The following is a 1,479-nucleotide window of genomic DNA, read 5'->3' on the forward strand; positions in this document are numbered from 1 at the left end:
GCCCCGCTTCGAGGCCTGACAGATCCCATCCACGCATGGCGTGGATAGATCGTGTCGACCAAGGTCGACACCTACCAACAGCCGCGGGGAGTGTCGAAGGCGGGGAGGTGTCGGATGGCGGGGTGTCCGCGGCATGGATGCCGCGGCCAAGCCCCCAGGGATGGGTTTACGGCGTCCCCGCCATCCGACACCTCCCCGCCTCCCCACGGAACATCCCAGAGCCGCTCTGGCTTTGGCTTTGGCTCTGGCCTCTGCGGGTGCAGGGCGCAGCCCTGCCGAACACCCTCCGCTGCGCTCGCCGGGCATGGCCCGGCGCTACCCGTAATGAAAAAGCCGCCTTTCGGCGGCTTCTTCATTACTTCAGCTTGATCTCGCGCAGGCGCTCTTCGAGGAAGCCGTGCGCGGTGATCGGCTCCGGATACCGGCTCGGGTTCTCCTCGCTGATGCACGAGGGCAGCACGTCGATCAGGAAGTCCGGGTTCGGGTGCAGGAAGAACGGCACCGAATAGCGCGGCTGGCGGGCCAGCTCGCCCGGGGGATTGACCACGCGGTGGATGGTCGACGGATACACGTGGTTGGTCAGGCGCTGCAGCATGTCGCCGATGTTGACCACGATGGTGTCCGCGTCCGAGGTAAACGGCACCCAGTCCCCATCATGCGACTGCACTTCCAGGCCTGCCGCGCTGGCACCGACCAGCAGCGTGATGAAGTTGATGTCGCCATGTGCACCGGCACGCACGTTCGGAATGTCGTCGGTGGTGATCGGCGGGTAATGGATCGGGCGCAGGATCGAATTGCCGAAATTGGTCTTGTCGGCGAAGAAGTGCTCCGGTAGGCCGATGTGCAGGGCCAGGGCCGACAGCACACGCGAACCCAGGTTGTCCAACGCCTGGTACAGGCCGTAACCACGCTCACGGAAGCCCTCGACCTCGGACGGCCACAGGTTCGGCGCCATCACGTCCCGGTACTTGGAATCGTCGGCAATCTCGCGGCCGATGTGCCAGAACTCCTTCAGGTCGAAGTGCTTGGAGCCCTTGGCGGTCTCCACACCGAACGGGGTATAGCCACGGGCGCCGCCGCTGCCAGCCACGTGGTACTTGCGCTTGGTCTCATCCGGCAGTGCGAAGAAGGCCTTGAAGACGTCGTAGGCCGCATCGATGTCGGCCTGCGGGATGCCGTGGTTGCGGATGCCGGCAAACCCCCATTGGCGATATGCCGCCCCCAGCTCGGCCACGAAGGCGTCGCGGTCACTGTCGAAACGGGTGATGTCGAGGGTGGGGATCTGGCTCACAGCGGTTCCTGGCTTGTCGTTGAGTCGGTACGGGCCCGCCATGTCATGGCGACCGATCTGAACATTGTGACAGATAGATCGGGACACGCCACCGACACACTGAAACAAACCGATACAATGCGCCACCCGCGCGCGGTTTAACGACTTCGTCACGCCGGGAAACGCCACCCGTTGCCCCATCCCAACCC

The 1,479-nt window shown here is 64.6% G+C and carries 1 protein-coding gene; it reads right to left on the minus strand.

Annotated features, from left to right (window positions below; all coding sequences use genetic code 11):
* Positions 1-355: 355 nt before the first annotated feature.
* Complete coding sequence (locus GIW57_RS23635; RefSeq protein WP_100461028.1) at positions 356-1,333, minus strand: 2-oxoglutarate and iron-dependent oxygenase domain-containing protein; 978 nt, start codon at positions 1,331-1,333, stop codon at positions 356-358.
* Positions 1,334-1,479: the final 146 nt, after the last annotated feature.

The sequence above is a fragment of the Stenotrophomonas sp. PA-6-5C genome (assembly GCF_021605635.1).
Classification (GTDB): domain Bacteria; phylum Pseudomonadota; class Gammaproteobacteria; order Xanthomonadales; family Xanthomonadaceae; genus Stenotrophomonas; species Stenotrophomonas lactitubi.